Source organism: Formosa sp. Hel1_33_131 (genome assembly GCF_001735745.1).
Lineage (GTDB): Bacteria > Bacteroidota > Bacteroidia > Flavobacteriales > Flavobacteriaceae > Hel1-33-131.
This window is the reverse complement of sequence record NZ_CP017260.1, coordinates 1235937-1254986: the sequence shown is the minus strand read 5'-3', so window position 1 is coordinate 1254986 and position 19050 is coordinate 1235937. Positions and strand designations below refer to the sequence as shown.

The following is a 19050-nucleotide window of genomic DNA, read 5'->3' as shown; positions in this document are numbered from 1 at the left end:
AAAAGGTATTATTTTGCAGCTTCAATATATGAAACAGCTTGACCTACAGTCGCAATGTTTTCTGCTTGGTCATCTGGGATTTGAATGTCGAATTCTTTTTCAAATTCCATTATAAGCTCTACAGTATCTAACGAATCTGCGCCTAGGTCGTTTGTGAAGCTAGCTTCTGTAACCACTTCGTTTTCATCAACGCCCAATTTGTCTACGATAATCGCTTTTACTCTTGATGCAATGTCTGACATAATCTTTAATTTTAAGTTTTAATTAGGATGCAAAAGTAAAAAACTTTACATTAAAAAACATAAATAGTTTAAAAATGTGTACTTATTTGTGTAGAAATCGATGATGTGTTGCTGTTTTACTTCTCAATGTGAATTCTTTTTCTTTTTTTTGTAGAACAATCCCAACCTAAAAATTTTTAATGAAACGAATTGCAATTTTTGCTTCTGGATCTGGATCGAACGCCGAAAATATAATTAGATATTTTCAAAACAACAAAAAAGCGGAGGTGGTTTTGGTTCTTTCAAACAATCCAAACGCTCTAGTTTTAGAGCGCGCTACGAAGTTGGGCGTTAAGAATTTGACATTTGGCAAAGAACAATTGAACGATTCTAAATGGGCGGTTGAAAATTTAAAAAATCTTGATTTAATTGTTTTAGCAGGATTTTTATGGAAATTTCCGGAACACTTATTAGAAACTTACAAAAACAAAGTGGTGAACGTGCATCCCGCTTTATTGCCAAAATATGGCGGAAAAGGCATGTATGGCATGCATGTGCACAAAGCCGTGGTTGAAAATAACGAAGCTGAATCAGGCATTACAATTCATTATGTGAACGAACATTATGACGAAGGTGCCATTATTTTTCAAGCAAAATGCTCCATTAATAAAAAAGACACCCCCAACGATGTCGCCGCTAAAATTCATGAATTAGAAATGAAATACTTCCCAGAGGTCGTTCAGCAGATACTTTCGACAGATGGCTAAACCCAAAAAAAAATATTACACGGTTTGGAAAGGACACCACACAGGGGTTTTTGAGACTTGGAACGATTGCAAAGCACAAATCGCAAATTTTGAAGGGGCGCAATACAAATCATTTCCAACCTTTGAATTGGCAAAAACGGCTCTGAATGGAAATTATAGAGACTACATCGGGAAAACCAAAAAGTTTTCAAGCGGTTTGTCTGAAACCCGATTAAAGCTCATAGGTCAGCCGAACTACGACTCAATTGCGGTGGATGCTGCTTCCAGTGGAAACCCGGGCATTATGGAGTATAGAGGGGTGGATACCCAGTCCAAAAAACAATTGTTTCACAAAGGCCCTTACGAGCAAGGAACTAACAATGTCGGTGAGTTTTTGGCGCTTGTACATGGATTGGCATTTTTAAAACAAAATAACAGCAACCGAATTCTTTATACCGATTCAAGAACCGCGATGAGTTGGGTCAAAAAAAAACAATGCAATACAAAGTTAGAGCGTTCAGAAAGGAATGTAGCTTTATTTAATCTTGTAGACCGTGCTGTGGTATGGTTAAAAAACAACGCTTACACGACCGTAATTGTCAAGTGGGAAACCAAGGCTTGGGGTGAAATCCCTGCCGATTTTGGACGGAAATAAATTAAGTCATTAGGGCGCAGTTTATTGTTTTATAAAGACTAAAAAATACGTAACTTTGCTCTTTAATTTTTAAAATATTCTATGAGTAAATTGGTAATTGTTGGAACCGTTGCATTTGATGCTGTTGAAACTCCTTTTGGAAAGACTGATAAAATACTCGGTGGATCCGCTTCTTATATAGGGCTTTCTGCCGCACAATTTGAAGTTGACAGTGCTATCGTCTCTGTTGTGGGCGGCGATTTTCCTCAAGACTATTTAGATCTTTTTGTAAAAAGAGACATCGATACTTCAAGTATTGAAATTATAAAAGAAGGCAAAACATTTTTCTGGAGTGGACGCTATCACAACGATATGAATACGCGTGATACCTTGGCAACAGAGCTGAATGTATTAGAAAATTTTCAACCCATAGTTCCCGATGCTTATAAAGATGCTAAGATCTTAGTGTTAGGAAACCTACACCCGATAGTTCAATCGAGTGTTTTAGATCAAATGACAGATCCTTCAACATTGGTTATTTTGGATACGATGAATTTTTGGATGGATCATGCATTGAATGACCTCTTAGAGGTAATCAAGCGTGTGGATATCATTACCATTAATGACGAAGAAGCTCGTCAACTTACAGGAGAACACTCTTTAGTAGCTGCGGCAAAAAAAATACATACTATGGGTCCTGAGTATGTAGTCATTAAAAAAGGAGAACATGGGGCGTTATTATTTAACGACTCCAATGTGTTCTTTGCACCCGCATTGCCATTAGAATCTGTTTTTGACCCTACGGGGGCAGGCGATACTTTTGCAGGAGGGTTCGCAGGATTTTTAGCACAGACAGAAAACATATCCTTTGAGAATATGAAAAAAGCGGTCATACACGGATCCGCGCTCGCATCGTTTTGTGTAGAGAAATTTGGCACCGACCGATTAGAGTCTTTACAACCCGAAGAGATTCACACGCGTCTCAAGGCTTTTAAGGATCTGACACGATTTGAAATAGAATTAACAACATAATAAAACGCGCCAATTTGGCGCGTTTCTTTTTTAATATATATTAATTATTTAATTAGGACACTTAAATGAGCGATGCTATAAAACACGAATGTGGAATTGCACACATCAGACTTTTAAAACCCTTAGAGTTTTATAAAAAGAAATACGGAACGGCTTTTTACGGCATCAATAAGATGTACCTCATTATGGAAAAGCAGCACAACCGTGGTCAGGATGGCGCGGGTTTTGCAAGTATTAAATTAGATATGCAACCTGGAGAGCGTTATATAAGTCGTGTCCGTTCGATAGCACAGCAGCCAATTCAAGATATTTTTGATCAGATCAACAATCGAATTAATGATGTTTTGGCAGAGCATCCGGAAGTCGCAGAGGATGCGGAGGCACAAAAAAAGGTAGTACCTTATTTAGGAGAAGTGATGTTGGGGCATGTTCGTTATGGGACATTTGGAAAAAACAGTGTTGAAAGCGTCCACCCCTTTTTAAGACAAAACAATTGGATGCATCGAAATGTAATATTAGCAGGAAACTTTAACATGACCAATGTTAAAAGTTTGTTTAAAAACCTTGTTGAGATTGGACAGCACCCTAAAGAGTATACGGACACCATCACCATTATGGAGAAAATTGGACATTTTCTGGATGATGCGGTTTCAAAACTTTACAAAAAACTCAAAAAAGAAGGGTACACCAAAATGGAGTGTTCGCCATTGATTGCGGAACGTTTAAACCTTAAAAAAATATTAAAAAAAGCGGCTAAAAGCTGGGATGGCGGTTATGCTATGGCGGGACTTTTAGGGCATGGAGACTCTTTTGTATTGAGAGATCCTTCAGGAATTCGACCGGCCTATTATTATATGGACGACGAAGTTGTGGTTGTTGCTTCTGAACGTCCAGTAATTCAAACCGTTTTTAATGTCGATTATGATGCGGTTCACGAATTGCCACCAGGGAGTGCTATTATTACTAAAAAATCGGGAGAAACTTCGATCGATCAAATTTTGGAACCTTTAGAGCGGAAGGCTTGTTCGTTTGAACGTATTTATTTTTCCAGAGGAAGTGATGCTGAAATTTACCAAGAACGTAAATTACTCGGAAAACTTATTGTTCCCGAAGTCTTGAAGCACGTGGATTATGATATAAAAAATACGGTGTTTTCATACATTCCTAATACGGCTGAAACGTCGTTTTTTGGGATGATTGAAAATGTTGAGGAGTATTTGAACAAAAAGAAAACAGAACAAATATTGAAAGGGACTCGTTCGCTTTCTGCCGAAAAAGTGACTCAAATTCTTTCGGAACATACACGTGTCGAAAAAATTGCTATTAAAGACGTCAAACTAAGAACCTTTATTACAGAAGACAGCAGTCGCGATGATTTAGTGGCGCATGTGTACGATGTGACTTATGGTGTGATCAAGCCAGAAGATAACCTTGTTATCATTGATGATAGTATTGTTCGCGGGACGACTTTAAAGAAAAGTATTCTAAAAATGGTGGACCGATTGTCACCTAAACGGATTGTGGTGGTGTCTTCAGCTCCACAAATTCGCTATCCAGATTGTTATGGAATTGACATGGCAAACCTTGAAGGATTGGTGGCGTTTAGAGCGGCATTATCTCTGTTAAAAGATGCGAACAAGTACCATATTGTTGAAGATATCTACGCACGCTGTAAAGCACAAGAAAATTTAATAGACACAGAAGTTCAAAATTTTGTGAAAGAAATTTATGCACCCTTTACTCCAGAACAAGTGTCGGATAAAATAGCGGAGCTGCTGAGTGAAGACGGGATCAACGCTGAGGTTAAAATCATATTTCAATCCATAGAAAACTTACATAAAGCCTGTCCGAAAAACTTAGGAGACTGGTATTTCACAGGAAATTATCCAACTCCAGGAGGTAATCGAGTGGTGAATCGGGCGTATATCAACTTTTTTGAAGAGAATAATGAAAGAGCTTACTGATGTAAAGTACAGTTTATCTAATAAATACGCAGTTCGTCTAAAATAAATTTTCACTATGTATTAAACTGCTATCTTTGACTCACCATAACATAAGTAGGTTAAGTTCATGGTAGATTTGGGGCAAAAAAGGTGAACGCAAGTTCACCTTTTTTATTTTCCATTGTTTTTTAAAACTTATTTTGCAGCAGCAAAACGTGTTTCAACCTCTTTCCAATTAATAACATTAAAGAACGCTTCAATATAATCTGGACGACGGTTTTGGTAGTTTAAGTAATAAGCATGTTCCCAAACATCTAATCCTAAGATTGGAGTTCCTTCACATGATACACCTGGCATTAATGGGTTGTCTTGGTTTGGTGTAGAACATACTTCTACTTTCCCCCCTTTATGAACACATAACCAAGCCCATCCAGACCCAAACTGTGTTGCAGCAGCTTTACTGAAAGCGGTTTTAAAATCTTCGAAAGAACCGTAAGCGGCAAGAATCGCCTCTTTAAGCTCTCCAGAAAGTGCTTCTTTTCCTTCAGGATTCATAACGTTCCAGAAAAGTGAATGGTTGTAAAATCCACCACCGTTATTTCGGACAGCCTTGTTAGACATATCCAAGTTTCCAAGAATTGTTTCAATTGATTTGTTTTCTAAATCAGTTCCTGCAATTGCAGCGTTTAGATTGTTTGTATACCCATTATGATGCTTAGAATGGTGGATTTCCATTGTTCGTGCATCAATATTAGGCTCGAGCGCATCGTAAGCATAATTTAATTTTGGTAATTCAAAAGCCATAAGAATTTATTTTAAGTGTTTAAATAATTATTTCAAATTTACAATATTCAAATAAAAATTACGAGCATATATAATTAAGATTGTTTATTTTGGTATAAATTTTATTTAGTGAGCGCATCAACATTCAATATCTATAATGCTTCGGCTGGAAGTGGGAAAACATTTACCTTAGTCAAAGACTATTTAAAAATAGTTCTGACTTCTAAAGAATTCTTACCGCATCGGCATGTTTTGGCGATTACTTTTACCAATAAGGCTGTGGATGAAATGAAAACGCGGATTGTAGAAGCATTGATGACATTTGCGGCGCCCTCTATTTTAAGTCAATCAGATTCCTTGTTTGAGCAAGTTGTGAGTGAATTGGGAAGTTCCCCAAAAGAAATCCACCTGAAATCCAAACAACTTCTCAGTAAAATACTGCATAATTATGCTGCCTTTGACATCTCTACGATTGATAAGTTTACTCAAAAGTTGATTCGCACCTTTGCCTTTGATTTAAAACTCCCGATGAATTTTGAGGTCGAATTGGACACTGATCTTTTACTCCAAAAAGCCGTCAGTCGTTTGCTCTCCAAAGCGGGAAAAAACAAGGCACTCACAAAAGTGTTGGTTGAATTTGCGATAGAAAAAGCGGACGACGATAAAAGTTGGAACATTGCTTTAGACCTAGCAAAAACAGCCAAGCTGTTAACAAGGGAGACGGATGCACCATTTTTAGAGGTGCTTTCGCAACGTTCATTACAGGAATTTGGCGCGTTGAAATCAACCTTAACAAAAGACATTAGTGAAACAGAAATACAAGTTGTAGAGCTGTCCACCCAAATTTTAGATGTGATTACAGCCAATGGTATTGAGTTTTCAGATTTTACACGAGGGTCTTTGCCAAAACACTTTAAGGACTTAGCCTCCGGAAAATTTGACATTAAATATGTAGCCGTATGGCAACAATCTATAGAAACGACCTCGCTGTACACTAAAAAAGCACCGCCGCACGTTGCCGCTGCTATTGACGGGCTTCGTCCTCAGCTTGTAGAAGTATTCCATAAAACAAAAGAAGCGGTTTATAGAATTCGGTATTTAAAAAATATTCGAAAAAACACCACTCCACTATCGGTTCTGAATTTAATACACCAAGAGATAAAAACAATCAAAGACGAGGAAAACTTATTGATGATTTCTGAATTTAATACCATCATAAGTCAGCAAATAAAAGACCAGCCAGCGCCTTTTATTTATGAGCGCATCGGAGAAAAGTTTAATCACTTTTTTATTGATGAGTTTCAAGACACTTCCGAATTGCAATGGGAAAATTTAGTGCCCTTATTAACAAACACTTTGGCGGAAGAAAATGGGAGCGCTATGTTGGTGGGCGATGCCAAACAGGCCATTTATCGTTGGAGAGGTGGAAAGGCAGAGCAGTTCATCAATTTACACAACAATGCAACCGAATTCCCTTTTGATGCATCGCTTTCTCACCTTCCAACAAATTATAGAAGTTGCAGACAGGTGGTCAATTTTAATAATAATTTTTTCAAACACCTCTCGACGGTTGTGTTCTCAAATGAGACTTATAAGTCCTTATACCAATCACCTCCTCAATTGGAATTTAATGACAAAACGGGTTATGTAAATATTTCCTTTTTAGAGTTTGAAAAGGGTGAAGACAAATCGCTTTTATATGCAGAAAAAGTTCTAAAAATCATTAGATCTTATTTAGAATCAAGCGAGGATGCTGCCTTGAAAGATATTTGTGTCTTGGTCCGAAAACGAAAAGACGGTGTTGCGGTGGCAAATTTATTAAGCCAGTCAAAAATTGATATTGTTTCAAGCGAGACGCTTTTAGTGGCGCAATCTCCAGAGGTAAAACACATTATGAGCGTGTTGGAGTATGTCCATGAACCGTCTAATATGGAAGCCAAATTGGAGGTGATCAATTATATCGCATCCCACGTAGATGTCGGCGACCCGCACTTGTTCCGTGTAAAGTGTATTCCATTAAATCGCGCCACGTTTTTTAAAGTCCTAGAGCCTTTAGGGTTGATCTTTTCTCCTAAAACTGCTTTACAGCTTTCTATTTATGAATCTGTAGAATATATCATTAGTAGCTTTCAATTGGCAAAAACATCGAATGCTTACATTCAATTTTTCTTGGACTTTGTGGTCGAATTTACTCAAAAACCAACGTCGAGTATCCGTCAATTTATAGACCACTTCAACCTCAAAAAAGACAGTCTAAGCGTTGTGACCCCGAAAGGCATTAATGCCGTTCAAATTATGACGGTTCATAAATCGAAAGGGTTGGAGTTTCCAGTTGTTATTTTTCCTTTTGCAGAATTGGACATTTATAAAGAATTGGAGCCAAAAGAATGGATGCCAATGGATGCCTCTTATGCTCCTTTCCCACATTTTTTATTAAACTACAATAAAGATTTTGAGTCATTTGGCTCGGAAGGGGCTGCTATTTTTAAAGATCATCAATCAAAATTAGAGCTTGATAATATCAACCTATTATATGTAGCGCTCACTAGGGCGGTTGAACAATTATATATTGTAGGAAATGCAGCGGTTGCCAAAAACGGAGCAGAAAATCTAAAAACATATTCAGGGCTTCTGATCAATTATCTAAAATCATCGGGGCGATGGGAAGATGGAACGGTGGAATACGAGTTTGGATCGTTTGAGAGCATAGACGCTCCAAAATCCGCAAAATACCCGACAGTTTTTCAGCGCGAATTTATATCCACACCAAAAGAACACCTCAACGTGTCAATGGCCACCAACGCAGGGTATTTATGGGATACGACACAAAAAGAAGCGCTTGAGAAGGGTAATTTGATTCATTTATTAATGTCAAAAATTTACACCAAAGTAGATATTGAAATTACGCTGAATGATTTTTTTAATGCAGGTGTAATCTCATCGACTCAAAGTGATGAACTTTCGGGCACTTTAAACGCGATTGTTAGCCACCCATTACTAGCTTCCTATTATAGCTCAGATGTAGAGGTTTATAACGAAAGAGAAATTATGACTTCCAGCGGAAAAATCATTATTCCAGATCGATTGGTCGTTTTTAAGGACGCAACAGCCGTAGTTATTGATTATAAGACAGGAGATCCTTACGACAAATACGAAGCCCAGCTGGCAAATTATTCGGAAATTATTGAAGAAATGGGGTATAAGGTTGTCAAAAAAATACTCGTGTACATAAATGCAAGTTTACAGGTTAAAGTGTGCTAGTTTTAACATGTTTTAGATAAAAAAATAACATTAATCTCAAGTCTTTTTGGAAATTAATATTGTTTTTTTATATATTATATTTGTTTTGTAAGAATAACATCTTATTTTTGCGTTTACTTAACTTAATAAATTAAAATCACGAACACATGAAAAATCTTAACAGATTAATTCTAACAACATTACTAGTCTTCGCGATTGGCAATGTAAATGCACAAGACGAAAACAACCCATGGCAACTTACAATTGGTGTAAATGCTGTAGATGTATTTCCTGTCGGTGAAGACGCTCCTCAAGGAGATTATTTCCAAGAATTCTATAACGTAGAAGAAAACTGGAGTATTCTTCCCTCAATTTCTTTAATTTCTTTACAAAAATATGTTGAAGATGGTTTCTCTGTAGGGTTTTCAGGGTCTATAAACAGACTGGACAAATGGGGACAAACTCAAGATGGGACACCTGTTTCTGTAAACAATCTAATGTATTATGCAGTTGATGGAAACGTGAAATACAGCCTTTCAGGATTGTTGAATACAAAAAAACTAGAGCCATTTGTTGGTATCGGTGGTGGATATACTTGGATCGAAGAAGGTGCTTTTAATAGCAACTCTGGTGCAGGGGGCTCCGCTTTAGTGGGAGCTGGAACTTTAAATGGAACTGTTGGTTTGGCGTATTGGTTTTCTGACAACGTTGGAATCACAGCGCAGTCTACATACAAGCATTCTTTTAAAGATTACTTAACAAAACATTTCCAACATTCTGTAGGAGTTGCTTTCAAATTTGGAGGAGTTGACACAGATGGAGATGGTATATATGACAAACATGATCTTTGTCCAGAAGTACCTGGTTTAGAAGAATTCAACGGATGTCCTGACACAGATGGAGATGGCATTGAAGATTCAAAAGATACGTGTCCTGAATTAGCTGGTCTAGCTGAGTACAACGGATGTCCTGATACAGACGGAGACGGTGTATCTGATAACAATGACACATGTCCTAATGAAGCTGGATTAAAAGCATTAGCGGGTTGTCCAGATGCAGATGCAGATGGTCTTGCAAATGCTCAAGATGAATGTCCAAATGAAGCAGGCCCAGTGGCTAACAACGGATGTCCTTGGAAAGATAGTGACGGTGACGGTGTTTTAGATAAAGATGACAACTGTCCTACGGAAGCAGGAACTGTTGCTAACAATGGTTGTCCTGAAATGATTCCAACGGATGAATTACAGACAAAACTTACAAGTTACGCAAGAACAATCAACTTTAGCTTAGGGAAATCAGATTTGAAACAATCAGCATACCCAACTTTAAAGGCTATTACAGCAATTCTAAAAGAATACCCTACAGCTAACTTTGTTGTTGAAGGACATACAGACAGCACGGGTACTAATAAAAATTTCAACCAATTACTCTCTGAAAGAAGAGCTCAAAAAGTTGTAGATTATTTAGTGGAAAATGGTGTTGCAGCAGATAGATTAACTTCGATTGGTTTTGGTGAAAACAACCCAATTGAATCTAACATGACTGCCGCAGGAAGAACGGCTAACAGACGTGTAGAAGTTAAATTGGCTGAATAGTTTTTACTATTACATAATAAAAAGCTTAAAACGCTTCGCTATTGCGAAGCGTTTTTTTATTTTTATAACATGACAAGTTTTATTTATGACGTTTTAAAAGACCTGGAAATACATTCGAAAGATGTTTCCAAACTCAGCCTTATTCTCCCGAATAAGCGGGCCGGGATATTTCTTAAAATGGAGTGGTCCAAATTAAACAAAACAACAGGCTTCTTACCTGAAATAATTGCCATTGAGACCTTTATAGAAGAGCTATCTCAATTAAGACTCCTTAGCAGTACCGAACTTATCTTTGAGTTTTACGAAGTCTATTTAGAGCTTACACCCCTAAAAGAAAGAGATTCATTTGATAGTTTTTCAAAATGGGCGCCCATTGTACTTCAAGATTTTAATGAAATTGACCGCTATTTAATTCCTCAAAATCAGATTTTTGAATACCTATCCGCCATTCAGGAGATCAATCATTGGTCTTTAGAGCCAAATTCAACTCCCCTTATCAAAGGCTATTTGTCTTTTTGGAAAAAGGTGCATACGTATTACACCAAATTCACGGCGCATCTTCTTCAAAAAGGAGCAGGCTATCAAGGCTTAATTTACAGAGAAGCCGTCGAAAACCTAGAGGCCTACATTCAAAACCATCCAGATAAGTCGCATGTCTTTTTAGGGTTTAATGCTTTGAATGCTTCTGAATCCACCATCATTCAGGAGTTGTTACAACAAGACAAAGCAAAAATTTATTGGGACATCGACCAAACGTTTATAGAGACTCCCCAACACGATGCGGGATACTTTATAAGACAACATCAAAAAACGTGGAGACATTTTAAATCTCAACCCTTTAAGTGGGTTTCTAATCATTATACCAATCCCAAAAATATATCCGTCGTTGGAACCCCTAAAAACATAGGTCAGGTTAAATATGTGGGTGCACTTTTACAACAGTTATATACCGAAAACAAACTCCAAAATACAGCCTTGGTTTTAGGGAATGAGGATTTATTGATTCCGATATTGAATTCAATTCCGAGCTGTATAGAGGACATTAATATCACCATGGGATTGCCTTTAAAGCAAATCCCTTTTTCAGCCTTTATCGATCAATGGTTTCAGCTTCATAAAGACCCTACACCCCTGTACTATTACCAAGATGTGATTGGCGTATTGTCGCACCAATTTGTGCGTCCCTTGTTTCAAACTCAAGAGGAAGATGCGGCTCAATTGATCATCACGACGATTAAACATCAAAACTTAATAAGCCTCTCTAAAGATCAAATCATTGCCATCGCTCCCAATCATAAAGAAAATTTAGAGCTTTTGTTTGCGACTTGGAACGACCAGCCTAACAAAGCGATTGAACGTGTTTTAACGCTTATTTTTAAACTGAAAGACCATTATACCAAATCTAAAAATAACCACTTATTAGCTTTAGAATATTTATATCGGTTTTCAGAAATTTTCAATCACCTACAACGCTTAAACGTTACTTATAGCTATATCACGAGCATCAAAGTTTTACAAAGTCTTTATAAAGAATTATTGAGTCTCGAAACCTTGGACTTTAAAGGACAACCGTTGAAAGGACTTCAGATCATGGGGATGTTGGAATCCCGGGTTTTAGATTTTGAAACAGTGATAATTGTCTCAGTCAACGAAGGGGTGTTGCCGGCAGGTAAAACCAATAATTCTTTTATCCCTTTTGATGTTAAAATTGAAAACGGACTGCCTACCTACAAAGAAAAGGATGCGGTCTATACCTATCACTTTTATCGATTGCTTCAGCGCGCTAAGAATGCACATATCATTTATAACACCGAGCCCGATGTATTAAGTGGTGGCGAACGCAGTCGTTTTATAACCCAATTAGAGTTTGAAGCACATCACAACTTAGATCATAAAATAGTCATTCCAGAGACACCACAGATTACTCCGCAATTACTCACGGTAAAGAAATCCCCTGAAATTATTTCAAAACTTAAAACGGTGGCAGCGAAAGGATTTTCACCCTCCTCATTAAGTCAATACATTCGGAATCCAATTGATTTTTACAATCAGAAAATTTTAGGGGTCAAGGCTGATATTCTTTTAGAAGAAACGGTTGCTGCGAATACGTTTGGAAGTATCATTCATAACACACTGGAAGCTTTTTACAAACCATTTATTGGAAAGGTTTTGGAACCAGCAATGCTGATGGGTTTAAAATCCAAAATCGATGCGACAGTCACCTATTATTTTAAGGAACTTTATAAAGAAGGCGATATCACTCAGGGACTCAATCTGATTAGTTTTGAAATTGCCAAACGCTATGTTTCAAATTTTTTGAACTACGAATTAGCCTGTATCAATAAGGGCGATGAGATTATAATTGAAGCGATAGAATCCAAAATGGCGGTTGCCATTGACATTCCCGAACTCAAAACCCCGATTCAATTGATTGGAACCATTGACCGAATCGATGTGTGCAATGGGACTCGCAGAATTATTGATTATAAAACCTCACAGGTATCTCAATCCGAACTGGAGTTGGTACATTGGGACGACATCACCAGCGACTATAAAGCGCATAGTAAAAGTTTTCAGATCATGACGTATGCATATATGCTAAATACCGAAACGCCGTTCACGACGCCAGTGGAAGCGGGTATCATCTCGTTTAAAAATCTAAAATCAGGGTTATTGAAGTTTGCTAAGAAAGACAAACCGGGAGCCTATGCTCAGAAAACCACCTTATTGTCCACGGATTTTTTAGTCCGTTATGAGCACGAACTCAAAACACTCATTCTAGAGCTTTTTAATCCAGACATTGAGATTATCGAAAAAGAAGTTTAAATGGTCATTGAAGAAAGAAATAAAGTCATTAAGGGTCCACATCGTTTACCAATCTTGTTAGATATTTTTTATAATAAGAATGTAACGGATGCGCCGCTCATCATCTTTTGCCATGGCTATAAAGGCTTTAAAGACTGGGGTGCTTGGAATTTACTTTCAAAGACCTTTGCGGCGTCTGGGGTAGCCGTTTTAAAATTTAATTTTTCTCACAATGGCGGGACAGTTGAGCAACCAATCGATTTTCCAGACCTTGAAGCTTTTGGTCATAACAACTACACCAAAGAATTAGACGATTTGAATCAGGTGCTGGATTGGGTGGAAACAACCTATGCGAAACACTCATATATTGATGTCTCTAATATTACTTTAGTAGGTCATAGCCGTGGTGGTGGGATTGTCACTCTAAAAGCAGCTGAAGATTCCCGTGTTAAAAATCTTGTAAGCCTTGCAGGGGTTTCTGATTTTAAATCGAGATTCCCTAAAGGGTCGGATCTTGAGGCTTGGAAATCGTCAGGTGTAAGTTTTGTGATGAATGGGCGCACCAAACAACAGATGCCTCATTATTTTCAATTCTATAAAAATTTCAAGGCGAATGCGTCCAAACTGAACATTCAAGACGCTGCTAAAAATTTAAAGCTACCACACTTAATTATTCATGGAGATTCAGACACAAGTGTGGATTTAAAAGAGGCGTTGGAATTACATGAATGGCATCCACAGAGTGAACTCATGGTATTGGAAGGCGCGAATCATGTCTTTGGAAGCCATCATCCTTGGGATTCTAGTGAATTACCCCCTTGTTTACAGGAAATTCACTCAAAAATCACCCACTTTATTAACAATTTGTGCTAGTTCTTAAAAAAAATGGCATTTATCTGATATTTTTTTTGGAAAGAACAAACTAATTTTTGTAATTTAGACTAAAATAAATATATATTATGGGATATTCATTCAAAAATAGTAAAGGAAAGACGTATTTTTTACACACTAAAGATGTAATTCTTAAAGGTGGTAGAGAACAAACTATCTATTATTTCGCCAAAGATGAGCGTGATAATACATGTGATCTTCCTGCTGGAAAAATGATTGTAGAAAACGAAAAAACAGGATTACCTTTTGTAAAGAAGGCCGTTTAAAGTTTTCCAATCTAAACAATTTAAAGCCCACTCCTAGAGTGGGCTTTTTTTGTTTTATGCCTATAATTAATATTGTAAATTGCAACAAATTAATCAATCATGAGAAAACAACTAATTATTTTCGCCTTTTTAATCTTAGGCCTTACTTCCGTAGCACAAACTACAAAGACATATTATAATAGTGGAAACACTTCAACTACCAAAAAATTCGTGGGTGCTTCCTGGCTTCCGGGAACCATTTTGTTAGCCGATGGCAGTGAACTTGTAGGTCAAGTTCGGGGCTATGCTTATAAAGGAAACGATATAAGCTCGTTCCGTTACCGTGTTAAAAAAGGAGATAAAGCAAGAACCATTAAGGCGATGGATTGTCAGCTTATTTCTTATGACGGTTTGATTATTCTTTCATTGCCTAAAAATTTAAAGAAAAAATTTGGGAAACGTATGTTTTATGTGGCACTTTATTATGGAGAGCACCTCACGATTTTTCAAAACCCAAAAGCCGAAGTGGCTTCCAGTTATTCAGGGTCAATTACTTTTAATGAAGGTCAAATGCTAAGTTATTTAGCGCTTAAAGATGGTCAAATTTCTAAGATCACAAAGTTGCGTTTCAGAAATCAAATGAAAAATATCGCTTGGGATAATCAAAAATTTATGGGACGTACCACAGATAGAAGTTGGTTTAAATATGATAATATTTATAAAATAGCCCATTTCTACAATCAAACAAAAAATTAGTCGTCGTTTGCGATCTTAACATCTTTAAAAGGGGTCTAATTAAGGTTGTTTTTTGTCACTCTATAGGGGTTGGGCACGTTGTTTAACTAGATTAACGCCAGTGTATCTCTTTTTGTGTGATTGATCTTACAACCGTATAAAGCATGATCAAGGCAACAACTAAATGGAGGTAGCCAAATTGATGGGGTACTCCAAGTTCTGTATTTAAAACTAGAAATCCTTGACACAGATTGGCCGTTAAAATAGCGACTCCAATTTTTTGAGCCAGAGCCTTTGCTGTGGGGTTTTCAACACCATAACGTATGTTTAATGGCAGAGTGATTACTACTTGAACCAAAAAAACCATGACTAAAGCTAAATGCACCAAATTATCATCTTCTGCATAGACTAATAACTCTCCTATTATCGGCATTGTACTGAAAAAGCAAATGCCTAGAGTAAACCAGCTTCTTTGGCGTGTGAGTGCGCCATAAGCTGTTATTGAGGTGAGAATTACGCATAAGAGCGTTACTACAATTTCTATGCTTGGATTCATAAGTGGGGGGGGGTAAATGGCCATGTCTTTAAATTGATTTATATTACAATTTACAATAAATTTTATAATAAGCACCTATATATTAGTGACTTATGATACAATATTTCACTTGTATTATACAAGTTAACCTGTTGGGAGACGTAATTATTTTTTAAATAAAATTTTGAAATGCTACTAATAAAAGGTCTTAGAATGCAGAGATTCTTCTTTTTTGTTTTGTATTTTTATCAAAAATTACAATTATAATTTAACGAGATGCCCTATATCCTACTAATTATTCTTTAAAAACTACGTTATGAAAACACTTAAAAAAATTATTTTCTTATCCCTATTTTTGGCACTTTACTTAGGTTGTTCTAAAGACAATCCAGAGGAACCCGAAGTGGTGGAAGCCTATGAAGCTTTAAACGTTTCTTATGGTTCAGACCCAAAACAAGTTTTTGATATTTACCTTCCAGAAAACCGAACCAACAATACTAAAATTCTCATTTTAGTTCACGGAGGCACATGGATTTCAGGAGACAAGGAGGACATGGATATCATTAAAGATTCTATTTCATCCCTTCACCCCAATGTGGGAATTATTAATATGAACTATACCTTAGCCAGTTTTGGTAATCCCCCAATCCCCTTGCAAACAGAGGATATTTCATCGGTGGTCGATTATATTTCTATGAATAAATCCTCACTTACTGTGAGTGATGACATTGGTTTTATTGGTTTTAGTTCAGGGGCTCATTTAGCATTATTGTGGAGCTATGCCTATGACGACAATAACCAAGTAGATATGGTTTGTAGTATAGTTGGACCTGCTAATTTCACAGATCCTGCCTATTATGATAACCCGGCGTATCAACCAGTCTTTCAATTATTTGGAAGCCCTTCTATCGAGTTTTTAGAAGCTGCGAGCCCTTACCACAGAGCAACCGCAACTTCGCCGCCAACCCTATTGTTTTACGGAGGTATGGATCCTTTAGTCCCAACCTCGCAAGGAGTCGAACTAGATGCACAACTCACCACCCTAGGGGTGGCACATGAGTTTCACTTTTACCCACAAGAAGGTCATGGCTGGGAAGGAGATAACTTGTTAGACACGACCTCAAAATTATCAACCTATATAGATACGTATATAGAAACGGAGTAGTTTTAGTTGAGTTGTTCTTTTTTAAGACTTAAAACAAGTATGCATTCTTTCCATTTCAGATCTTGACACCCCAATTTTTTTTGCGAGTTCTCTCCAATTCGAGATGACTTTTAAAATATGATCCATAATTTCTTGTGCTTTATTAGGGTTTAATCTGAAATAAGGGGCGACTTCTAGTGCCAATTCGATACTTAGAGAGTTATCATTTTCGTCAATATTCAGGGTAAGACCACTGCCGTTTTCTATGGCATTCATATCATAAGCAGGCGAAAGAACCCAACCGCTTTGTGTTAGTAAAAACCCATGATTACGTAGGTGATCATCTGTGTTAGAAACGCAGATGTTAAAGACAATTCGCGTCCAAAGTTTTATCAAGTCTTCATCGATATTCGCGCCATTTTTCATTAAGAACTCTACAAGCTCCAGGTAGCTAACCCCATCATGAACGTTGGTGCCATCCGTATAGCCCAATAAAGTGATTGCCGAAGCAAAGTGAACCCGTTGTCCATCAGCAGTTCTATCAAAACGCTTTGTTAGAAACGTATGTTGATGGTGCGAAAATTTTTGAATTCTTGATTCTGCCATATCAATTCTACATTGAATGGCAAGCTCATAAACGAGCTGTTCCCACGCACCAACGTCTTTATCATCGTTACCACTAGGAAATTTTGCAATCCATAATGAACCATCTTTGGCTTGTACATTTGCTTTGGGTCTAGCACCTCCTAATGATGACCCAGGTGCCATGAGTATATGTAGCCAATCTAAATATTCAGGATCGTCTGTCGCCCCTTCTTTTTCTAATTGTAAACTTGCAAATTCTAAATCGCGCAATGCGGTCCAAGGTGGTGCGGATATTTTCGTGTTGTTGTCCATAAAAGGACCGTCTGCAGCGGTTTTAAACCGTAGCGCACCCATTCTGTTTTCATCAAAGACACCAAGAACGTAGTCGGTTTCAAAAAGGGTTCTTGCTTTTCGGTTTTCTTTTCTTGCGAGCACGGCTTCTTTTCGCCTTATTAATAAGCGCCCCCAACGGTCTGGTGACGAATCCATAAACATACCAAAATTAGACTTCTCACCCTTCAGATATTGAGGGCCAGAATACAATTGTAAATCCGGATCAATAGCTCTAGATTCTGGTAACTTTAACCATGCTCTATCGTATTCAAATGAGAACAATTCCTTTCCTTTCGATAATGAACTGTATAACATTCCCATTAGCGTTGGTTGGTCTAAACCCACCCAATGTGCATACACGAAAAGCGTTCTTCTTTCGGCTCTCATCATTTATGTTTTTTAGGGGCTCTTTCTTTTACTACAAGGTCTATGTCTTGAATTTTTCGACCTAAAACATCGTCATCTGCAACATTTAAAAGATCTTTTTCCAATCCTAAAACAAGGAGTACTTGAAGGTAATTGCCCATAGACACAGAGGCTTTGCCTTCTTCAATTTTCCAGAGTGTTGACCGTCCTATGTGGGCTCTTTCTGAAAGCTGTTCTGCACTTAATTTTCTGCGCAGTCTTGCCAGGCGAATATTCGCCCCTAATTGAGAAAGTATTTTTTCAGACTTAGGGAGTAATATGATTTTCTTTTTAGACATAACGTTTCATATAATACACAAATATACTATTTTTTGTTTCATTTATGAATTGTTATGAAATTTTTATTATGAAGATGCATGTGATTTAAAAAGCAGGATCCCTGTTAAAACGGGGTAAAATAGATGTGCAGAAAAATCTTTTTCTTGTCAAACTGAACCTGACGACCGTCAGGCAGGTGTGCTTCAGCTTGACAGAATTATTAATTTTAAATACTTTTAGATTCTGAAATAAACCTGCCTACCGTCAGGCAGGTTTTAATAAATCAATCCCCGGATGGTATGTTTAAGATGTGTGGTTAAATATAAATTGGGTTATAGTCCAAAGGCACCAAAAAGAGCATTTCAGAAGTAAGACTATTTAGTTTAAAACAACAAGAAATAATTAACAGTAAATACTTAATTTTCAATAGAGTATCAATATTAAAAAGTCAAGTATGAGCAAACACTGTGTGCTGATTGATAACAAATGACGATAATATTAATTGTTTAGATTTTTATTCATACATTTAAACATAATATTAAAAATAATTTTTATGGAAACTATTTCAATTTTGGCGCAGCTTATTGTTGCACTCTCAGTAACTGTTGTGTGGGTTTTTAGGTATGATAATATCGTTGTAGAATTTAAACACTACGGTCTTTCTGACTTGCTAAGAAATGCAGTTGGTGCTTCTAAAATAGCACTCGCAACCGTTCTAATTTTAGGAATTTGGCATCAAGAATTTTTAGTACCAGCGTCACTTTTAATGGCAATTTTAATGCTAGGAGCTCAATATTGTCATATAAAAGTAAAAAATCCTTTGGCTAAATTTGTGCCTTCTTTTGTACTTTTACTCTTGTGCTTATTTATTGCGGCCTTTAATTATGGTTTATTATAGA

Annotated in this window: 17 protein-coding genes; 12 read left to right on the top strand and 5 right to left on the bottom strand. The window is 37.1% G+C overall.

Annotation, left to right across the window (positions count from 1 at the left end):
- Positions 1 to 8: 8 nt before the first annotated feature.
- Positions 9 to 242, bottom strand: a complete 234-nt coding sequence (locus FORMB_RS05660) for an acyl carrier protein (RefSeq protein ID WP_013869581.1) — start codon at positions 240 to 242, stop codon at positions 9 to 11.
- Between the two features lie 179 nt (positions 243 to 421).
- Here FORMB_RS05660 and purN point away from each other — a divergent pair, with 179 nt between their 5' ends.
- The 4 genes from purN (at position 422) to FORMB_RS05640 (ending at position 4597) form a co-directional block, all read left to right on the top strand.
- Positions 422 to 988 carry a phosphoribosylglycinamide formyltransferase gene (gene purN, locus FORMB_RS05655; RefSeq protein WP_069676529.1) on the top strand — a complete coding sequence of 189 codons (567 nt, stop codon included), beginning with the start codon at positions 422 to 424 and terminating at the stop codon, positions 986 to 988.
- Positions 981 to 1622, top strand: a complete 642-nt coding sequence (locus FORMB_RS05650) for a ribonuclease H1 domain-containing protein (protein WP_069676528.1) — start codon at positions 981 to 983, stop codon at positions 1620 to 1622. The genes purN and FORMB_RS05650 overlap by 8 nt, the downstream gene beginning before the upstream one ends.
- 81 nt (positions 1623 to 1703) lie before the next feature.
- Positions 1704 to 2633: a PfkB family carbohydrate kinase gene (locus FORMB_RS05645; protein WP_069676527.1), complete on the top strand. Its 930-nt coding sequence runs from the start codon at positions 1704 to 1706 to the stop codon at positions 2631 to 2633.
- A gap of 65 nt (positions 2634 to 2698) precedes the next feature.
- Positions 2699 to 4597: an amidophosphoribosyltransferase gene (locus FORMB_RS05640; RefSeq protein ID WP_069676526.1), complete on the top strand. Its 1899-nt coding sequence runs from the start codon at positions 2699 to 2701 to the stop codon at positions 4595 to 4597.
- Between the two features lie 174 nt (positions 4598 to 4771).
- Here FORMB_RS05640 and FORMB_RS05635 read toward each other — a convergent pair whose 3' ends face one another.
- A complete protein-coding gene (locus FORMB_RS05635; protein WP_069676525.1) occupies positions 4772 to 5380 on the bottom strand; it encodes a superoxide dismutase in 609 nt (202 codons plus the stop codon).
- 108 nt (positions 5381 to 5488) lie between these two features.
- On the opposite strand from FORMB_RS05635, the gene FORMB_RS05630 reads away from it, so the two are divergent.
- From FORMB_RS05630 to FORMB_RS05605, 6 genes are all read left to right on the top strand, one after another.
- A complete protein-coding gene (locus tag FORMB_RS05630) occupies positions 5489 to 8620 on the top strand; it encodes a UvrD-helicase domain-containing protein (protein WP_069676524.1) in 3132 nt (1043 codons plus the stop codon).
- A 146-nt stretch (positions 8621 to 8766) separates the two neighbouring features.
- Positions 8767 to 10194 (top strand): OmpA family protein, encoded by a 1428-nt coding sequence (locus tag FORMB_RS05625; RefSeq protein WP_069676523.1) that lies wholly within the window; start codon positions 8767 to 8769, stop codon positions 10192 to 10194.
- A 177-nt stretch (positions 10195 to 10371) separates the two neighbouring features.
- A complete protein-coding gene (locus FORMB_RS05620) occupies positions 10372 to 13020 on the top strand; it encodes a PD-(D/E)XK nuclease family protein (protein ID WP_335583333.1) in 2649 nt (882 codons plus the stop codon).
- A complete protein-coding gene (locus FORMB_RS05615) occupies positions 13021 to 13872 on the top strand; it encodes an alpha/beta hydrolase family protein (protein ID WP_069676521.1) in 852 nt (283 codons plus the stop codon). It abuts the gene before it with no gap.
- 86 nt (positions 13873 to 13958) lie between these two features.
- A complete protein-coding gene (locus FORMB_RS05610; protein ID WP_069676520.1) occupies positions 13959 to 14156 on the top strand; it encodes a hypothetical protein in 198 nt (65 codons plus the stop codon).
- 99 nt (positions 14157 to 14255) lie between these two features.
- On the top strand, positions 14256 to 14891 hold the full coding sequence (locus tag FORMB_RS05605) for a hypothetical protein (RefSeq protein WP_069676519.1): 636 nt from the start codon (positions 14256 to 14258) through the stop codon (positions 14889 to 14891).
- A gap of 91 nt (positions 14892 to 14982) precedes the next feature.
- Here FORMB_RS05605 and FORMB_RS05600 read toward each other — a convergent pair whose 3' ends face one another.
- Positions 14983 to 15426 carry a hypothetical protein gene (locus tag FORMB_RS05600; protein WP_197493505.1) on the bottom strand — a complete coding sequence of 148 codons (444 nt, stop codon included), beginning with the start codon at positions 15424 to 15426 and terminating at the stop codon, positions 14983 to 14985.
- Between the two features lie 295 nt (positions 15427 to 15721).
- Here FORMB_RS05600 and FORMB_RS05595 point away from each other — a divergent pair, with 295 nt between their 5' ends.
- Positions 15722 to 16570, top strand: a complete 849-nt coding sequence (locus tag FORMB_RS05595) for an alpha/beta hydrolase (protein WP_069676517.1) — start codon at positions 15722 to 15724, stop codon at positions 16568 to 16570.
- A 21-nt stretch (positions 16571 to 16591) separates the two neighbouring features.
- On the opposite strand, the gene FORMB_RS05590 is transcribed toward FORMB_RS05595, so the two are convergent.
- Positions 16592 to 17857 (bottom strand): type II toxin-antitoxin system HipA family toxin, encoded by a 1266-nt coding sequence (locus FORMB_RS05590; protein WP_335583332.1) that lies wholly within the window; start codon positions 17855 to 17857, stop codon positions 16592 to 16594.
- The gene (locus tag FORMB_RS05585; protein WP_069676515.1) at positions 17854 to 18171 is read right to left on the bottom strand and encodes a helix-turn-helix domain-containing protein; all 318 of its coding nucleotides are present in this window, start codon (positions 18169 to 18171) and stop codon (positions 17854 to 17856) included. Before FORMB_RS05585 ends, FORMB_RS05590 begins: the two co-directional genes overlap by 4 nt.
- Before the next feature lie 533 nt (positions 18172 to 18704).
- Between FORMB_RS05585 and FORMB_RS05580 the strand changes: the two genes are divergently transcribed.
- On the top strand, positions 18705 to 19049 hold the full coding sequence (locus tag FORMB_RS05580; RefSeq protein WP_069676514.1) for a DoxX family protein: 345 nt from the start codon (positions 18705 to 18707) through the stop codon (positions 19047 to 19049).
- Position 19050 lies beyond the last annotated feature (1 nt).